The organism is Mesomycoplasma ovipneumoniae (assembly GCF_030012565.1).
Classification (GTDB): domain Bacteria; phylum Bacillota_I; class Bacilli_A; order Mycoplasmatales; family Metamycoplasmataceae; genus Mesomycoplasma; species Mesomycoplasma ovipneumoniae_D.
Genome location: NZ_CP124621.1, coordinates 1,008,097 through 1,014,835, shown reverse-complemented (window position 1 = coordinate 1,014,835; position 6,739 = coordinate 1,008,097). Strand labels below are relative to the sequence as shown.

The 6,739-nt window shown below is 27.6% G+C and carries 5 protein-coding genes; all 5 read left to right on the top strand.

The genetic code is table 4. The features are described 5' to 3' along the window. Window positions 1–182 precede the first annotated feature (182 nt). The 5 genes from rpmH to QJQ40_RS03560 all read left to right on the top strand — a co-directional run bounded on the left by rpmH (window position 183) and on the right by QJQ40_RS03560 (window position 6,155). The gene (gene rpmH / locus QJQ40_RS03580) at window positions 183–326 is read left to right on the top strand and encodes a 50S ribosomal protein L34 (protein WP_044284298.1); all 144 of its coding nucleotides are present in this window, start codon (window positions 183–185) and stop codon (window positions 324–326) included. A gap of 14 nt (window positions 327–340) precedes the next feature. Next, on the top strand, window positions 341–679 hold the full coding sequence (gene rnpA, locus QJQ40_RS03575; protein WP_044284280.1) for a ribonuclease P protein component: 339 nt from the start codon (window positions 341–343) through the stop codon (window positions 677–679). Continuing rightward, window positions 669–2,498, top strand: coding sequence for a membrane protein insertase YidC (gene yidC, locus QJQ40_RS03570; RefSeq protein ID WP_282861258.1), 1,830 nt, complete (start codon window positions 669–671; stop codon window positions 2,496–2,498). The genes rnpA and yidC overlap by 11 nt, the downstream gene beginning before the upstream one ends. 91 nt (window positions 2,499–2,589) lie before the next feature. Continuing rightward, a complete protein-coding gene (locus QJQ40_RS03565) occupies window positions 2,590–5,034 on the top strand; it encodes a hypothetical protein (protein WP_282861256.1) in 2,445 nt (814 codons plus the stop codon). A 200-nt stretch (window positions 5,035–5,234) separates the two neighbouring features. Then, window positions 5,235–6,155 carry a hypothetical protein gene (locus tag QJQ40_RS03560; protein WP_282861255.1) on the top strand — a complete coding sequence of 307 codons (921 nt, stop codon included), beginning with the start codon at window positions 5,235–5,237 and terminating at the stop codon, window positions 6,153–6,155. Window positions 6,156–6,739: the final 584 nt, after the last annotated feature.

Here is a 6,739-nt window from a genome sequence, read left to right as displayed (position 1 = left end):
TTTTTTGATTTTTCCTTCTTTTGTGGTAAAATTTAGAAACGTTTATTTTATTTTTATATATAAGAATATAAAAAGTGTTAAAATTTAACTATACAATTTTGGGTGCAAGTCAACAAAATAACTATGTTTTTTTAAATTTTAGCAATATTTTTGAAAAAACAAATAAAACAAAAGGAGATATCATGAAAAGAACATACCAACCAAATAAATTAAAACACATAAAAACTCATGGCTTCCGCGCACGTATGTCAACTGCTGACGGTAGAAAAATTTTAGCAGCTCGAAGATTAAAAGGTCGTAAAAGATTAACTGTATCAGATAAATAGTTTTTAGGATAATTTTGCAAAAAATTCCGACTATTAAAAAAAATTGAGAATTCCAAGCAATAATCGAATCTAAAAAACAGATAGTTACAAATTCTCTTATTCTTTATTATTCAAAATTTGCTTTTTTCGAAATTGGTATTTCAATTCCGAAAAAATTTGCTAATGCAGTTAAACGAAATTATTATAAAAGGCAAATCAAAAATATTCTTCACAGCCTTCAAAAAAATTGACCTTCTGCACCAAAATTTCGAGTAATTTTAATAACAAGAAAATCATTTTTAACACTTAATTTTAAAGAAAAAGAGAACGAAATTATTAAAATATTCAAAGAATTCCAAAAAAATGAAAAATAAACAAACACGACCAAAGGCTTTTGATTACTTCCAGAACCAAAACGGTTCAAAAAAAAATAGCTTCAAAAACTTCAAATCTATTTTCAAATTTTTGAAAGTCTTTTTTTACACTATTATTTTCGGAATTTCTCTAACCGGTTGTATTCAATCATTAGTTGTAAAAACTTCGCATAATGTTGGCGAAGCGCTTGAGTTTTATAATTCTAAAGAAGAAATAACCCCAAATTATACAATTTTTAAAAAATCAGAAAATGAAAGCGCACCTGGTATTGAATTAGCAACAAAAAACAATAACTTTTTGATTTCAGCTGACTCAAAAAAAGTAAATCAAGAAAGTATTTTGAACGCCTTAAGACAACAAATTGGAGATAAAAATTCAGATTTTGGTGAGTTTAATTCACTTCTTTTGTTCCAAAATAATGAAAATGAATTTGAATATTTAAAAGGTGACAAAACTAACGAATTTATTTTTTTCAGTTCTGCGCAAAAATCATATGAGCAAAAAACTGTTTGAACTGAAATAAAACTTCCTTCTCCAAAATATTTTAGTCAAAAAGCTGATAAAAATTATTTTGAAAGTCTGCAGAACGCCAAAAGTTTACCTATTAATAATTTTAATTTTCAAAATAACAATGATACAGCCAACATAACTGAAAAAATTGACCAGTTTTTCTTTAAAATAGACAGTAAACTCCCGCCTGTTAATCGGAGTTATGCAACTTTTAGCCGTGATGTTCTTCAAGTTCTTTATAATAAATTAATTTCATTACCAGAATTTTCAAATAATAAACTGGAAAATGCAATTGAAGAATTTGAATCAAAAGCAGGAAAAGAAATTTCTCCTGAAACTGAAAAAATTATTTCTGGATACGCTGAATCTATAAAAAAAATAATTTTTCCTATTAATTTTTCCCGAATTGATATACAAAACAAAACTTACAACTGGAATAATAACGACGAAGAATTTGCAAGAAAAATCGCTTTCCAAAATCAAGTTCCATCATTTCCGATTGTTAGCTGGCTTGAGTCGTGGAAATTAGGACCTTTTTATGCAATGTTTGTCTACCCGATTTCTAAAATAATTACTTGAGTAACCTCGTCTCAGTCATTATCTGCTTGATCTGGTTGAATAACAATTTTGGCGATTTTAACAATTGTTGTAATAACAAAACTTATTTCTTTTGCTTTCAGGTTTAAAACAATTTTTGGTCAAAATAAGCAAAATGAGCTACAACTAAAAAAAGCTAAAATTGATGCAAAATACGAAAATTACAAAAAAAATAAAGTCATGCAACAACGTCATCGACAAGAAGTTGCTGACCTTTATAAAAAGAATAATTTTTCACCATTTGCGCCTTTTTCCCAAATTTTAGTAACTATGCCTATTTTTATAGCTGTTTGACGAGCACTCCAGGGAATTCCTAGCTTTAAAGTTACTTATTTTTTAGGTCTTGAATTAGCGGCAACTTCATATCAAAAACTTTTTGACGGACAATGAATTTACCTTCCAATAATAATTATTACGGTTATAGTTCAAGGATTACAGCAAATAATTCCGAAACTTTTAAATAAAAATAAAACAAAAAGAATAATAAATGCTCAGGAAAATGAGACATATAAAAAACAAATAAAAACACAAAGAATCATGTCAATAATTTTTGTGTTTTTTGGAGTAATTTTTCAAGCTTCACTTCAAATTTATTGAATTATTGGTGGTATTTGAGAAATTATGCAAGCGCTTGGCGTTCATTATTTCCAAAAATCCAAGACTTATCGTGAAAAAGTTCAACCCTGAATGCGTAGGAAAAAATGAATCTAGTAATATAAATAAAGGTTCGCAAAAATTCGCTAAAATAGTATTAAATGTTTAAAAAAGTTTAAAAAAGTTTAAAAATCTACGGAGATACTAAATGAATAACAAAATTTCACCTTGTATTTGAACACTTATTTCAAATACACACCTTCGAAAAGCGGAAAGTTTAGAAATATTAATTAAAGCACTTTATTTAAATAAAGAAGAAATAAACCCAAATTTTAAAAGTAAATGACTAAAAATTTACAAAAATAAAAACTGAAAACCAGTTGGCGATTTGAGCGAGCACATAAGATTAGCCTCTCAACTTGGGATCGCAAAAACAAATATTTTAGTTAATGGGCAGCAAAAACTTAATATTTTAGCTAAATTAATAAACAACGGAACAATAAAAGTTCGCGAATATATAAGTATTGTTTTGTTTAATTTAGTTACTTTTATTAATGAAGAATATCGTCACTTGTTTAAAATGACGCTAGAATTGCTCAAAGAGAAAGAAAACCAACCTGTTTCAGTTGATGAAATTTTTGATAATTTTAATTTTGGAGAGCCTTCTTGCCCTGAATTTGATGAAAAACTTCAGCGTTATAATTTAACACAAAAAGACCACATTTTTTACATTCTAATTTCTGGTATCTTTTTTGAAGTGTTGTCTTTTCGTGAAAAAAGTCAACAATACAGCACAAAATTTTTTAAAATAAAACTTTTTGACTATTGATATTCAAGAATTGACGAACTAATAAGTAAATGTAACAATCAATTAGAATCATATAATTTTGAAAAAGCAAGCGCTGTAAGGCTAGATCCGGAAAAATGATCTAATTATCTAACCTCAAATTCTCAAGCAAATTATGACTATATCATAAGTGTTTTGAAAAATAAATCACAAGAAATGCCTCCGGTTTTAGCTCCAACCGAAGCTACAAATGAAACTTCAACCAAAAAAGAAGGCGTTCAGGACGACTTGATACTCCAAGAACAAGTTTTAGATCAAACTCAAGAATCAGAAACAATAACTGAGTTAAATGAGTCTGAAGTTAAAAGTGCCAAAGATACAATCAAACCCGCTGAAAAAAAGTGTAATTTAGGCGAATTTTCTCAATTTTATACACCTACATTTGACACCCAAAGTTGCTGTGAAAATGACTCCAAAAATTTATCAGAAAATCAAAATTATCCTATGAATTTAGGCGTAATTTTAGATTCTCAAATAACATATTGACCCGAAAACACTGAGAAAAACTTTGAAAATTCACCTGAAGAATATTCAAGCAAAACAAAAAAATCTTTGTCTGGCGTTTTACACTCTTCTGAAATTCTCTCTTGTCCTTGTGAAAATTCACAAGCTATCGATTCAAAATCATTAAATTCAAAGTCAGCTAAAATCGAAGAGACCAAAACAGCAGAACAAAAAACAGAACAGCCAGAAAAAAACTTCGTAAATTCAGAAAAAATTTGCTATTTACCGGCAGAATCACAAACCCAAATTAATAATGTAAAACTCCCAGCTTCTACATTTTTAAAATCTAGAGAGCATTATTATAATTATTTTATCAACAACGTATATAAATTAATCGACTTTTCAATTAAAAATTTACTAAATCAACCCAAATTTAAGCAAAATTTTTTCAACTTATTAGAGAAAAGAAAAATTAATGACGAAATCACAATAAGTCAAAAACCAACAAAAATTATGTCTGGTAAGAATATATTTTTAATTTCTCCGTCTCAAAACCAGATTTACAACGAAATTAAAAACAATATTTTTAAACACGATATGGACAAAAATAACTATGAAATAACTACTTTTTCCGATAGTTACACTATTCAAGATTTTGTCGGTTATAGTGATTTTAGTGTTGATGAAAAAAATCAGGCTAATTTTATTCCTGGTCCATTTTCACGAATTTTGAGAACCTCTTTTTGAAATCCAGATAAAAAATATTTCTTAATTCTTGAAAATATGGATAAAAAAGCTGGAATTGATTTAGTTTCACAACTAAAACCGCTCTTTTATCGCGATGAAAAAGCTAGCAGCTTTTTTTCAATTTCACTCCCAGAAGTTTGCTCATACGTTTTTTCAAATGAGGACCAAAAAATTTATATTCCGGCAAACCTTACAATTATTGCAACTGCTGTTGTCGATGTTGAAAATCAAGAATTTGACTTTCCGGTTGATTTACTAGAAAATTGAGATTTTAAACATTTACCTAACAAAAAGCAAGTAAACATTTTACCGAAAAAAGAAATTTGCGACACCGGTTTGAATTGAGATGATTTTTTAAGGGTTTTAGAAAACCAACTCGCTAATAAAAATCAGGACTACATTTTACAACTTCCTTTTGAAATAGAACAAAATATATTGCAAAATCCTGATCTTTTTGCTAACAAAGTCCTATTTTTCTTATGAAGTTTTACTTTCAAAAATAAAAGAGAACTAATTTTTAGCTATGACTCATATTTAACTTTGGCAAATAAATTCATTAATTCCGAAGGACCTGGGCGCCTAAAAATATTTAAAGCTAATTTTTTTGAGTCGTAAAATGTATTAATTTTAGAAGGATTTATTTAAATTTAACTGTGAATTTTAACAAAAAAGTAAAAAAAATTTTTCGGCATTTTCTATTTAGTAGTTTTTGAATACCACAAACTATTTTTATCATAGCCTCATGCGGAGATACTGATAAAACTGATGATGGGTTTAAAAATCCAATAGGTCTGGGCGTTCAAAATGCTGTAAATTTGAAAAAATTCATTAATTCAGAGAATTTAATTGAAATTCCTGCCGAAAAACAGCAGCAAATATACGAGCAAAAAGATTCACAATTTTACCTACTTAATCTAACGGATGCTCCAAAAATTTCAAATTCACAAAAAATAGATCCCGAATATATATCAAGATTCAGCCCAAATTCGGAAATAACATACTTAAATTTAATAAATCGCTACTACAATTCTAAGCAACTTCAAAAAACTAAGCGCCAATTAAATCAAGGTCCTGACTCAATTTATGTCCCAACTGTAGCCGAAAATGCAAAGGATTTTTGGTTTGTTTATGTAATTCCAACTTCAGTTGGTTTCACAGAATTTGAACAAAACGGCCAAAAAATCAGCATTCCTGAAACTTCAACAAAATTCCCTCGAACCTTAACCCCGTATTCTTCCGTTGAGTTAAAATTGCTAAAAAAAGATCTAATTTCAAATGATAACAAGAACTATTTGCAAATAAATGTTAATCAAATGCTTAATTCTTTTGCTTATAAAAGAAAAGATCCTAACGATCCCCAAAGCACAGAAAAAAATTTATTTGGCTTTCTTGAATCAGAAACATTCCCTAATTACAAGCTTTATTTAAAAAATATTGATTTTGAAAAAAAAGAAATCACTTTCACATTAGATGAAAAACAAAACAATCTAAAACACGAAATAACGCAAAAAAATTCCCTAGATTCAAACATTTCAGTGATTAATTTGGAGTATAAATCCGATAAATATGAAAAAAACGCTAATCCCGAAGCATTTTTTTCTAAAACAGAAGATCCAAAAGATAAATTATCAGATTATCCGTTTGTTAGATTTTTTACCCAAACTTTTGTTGTTCCTTTTGAAGGTAAAACAACTAACTTTGACAATAATTTTTCTATAATAATCGAAAAAAAATAGTTTATTTCTTCATAAAATCCCGATTTTGCCACTTTGATGAGATAGTCTTAGAAAAGTGTCCGGTTTTTGGGCACTTTTTAACTTTTTTGGCAAGAGTTAATTACCTATTTTAAAACACTGGCAAAAATCAATTCATTGATAAAATAACAAAAATCATAAAAAAATACAACTACTATTTAAACTCAATGTAAATAGAAAACTCATTTTTACTTACATTGAGCCTAAAAAAATATGTGAAGTTTTGAAAGAGCCATAATCAAAAGCCTTAAATTTATAGATTTCTAAACGGGTAAATTTAAGGCATTCCATCATATTTAAAAATATAATGGATAATTCGCATTTTCTAATTTTTATGGTAAAAACATAATTAATCCCCCTTAATTCAATATCAAAATTTATTAATTCATTCTTAAGTGAGGTTAATTATAACATAACTTTATTTTTGATCAAGCATTTTTTTTTTTTTTTTGCAAATGGTAAATTTTAAAATAATAAAAATTAAGATTTTAGCAGCAAAAAACCCGGATTTACGGGTATTTTTTCGTATTTGCATCAATAAAAAGTGAATTTTTGCTATCAAACCT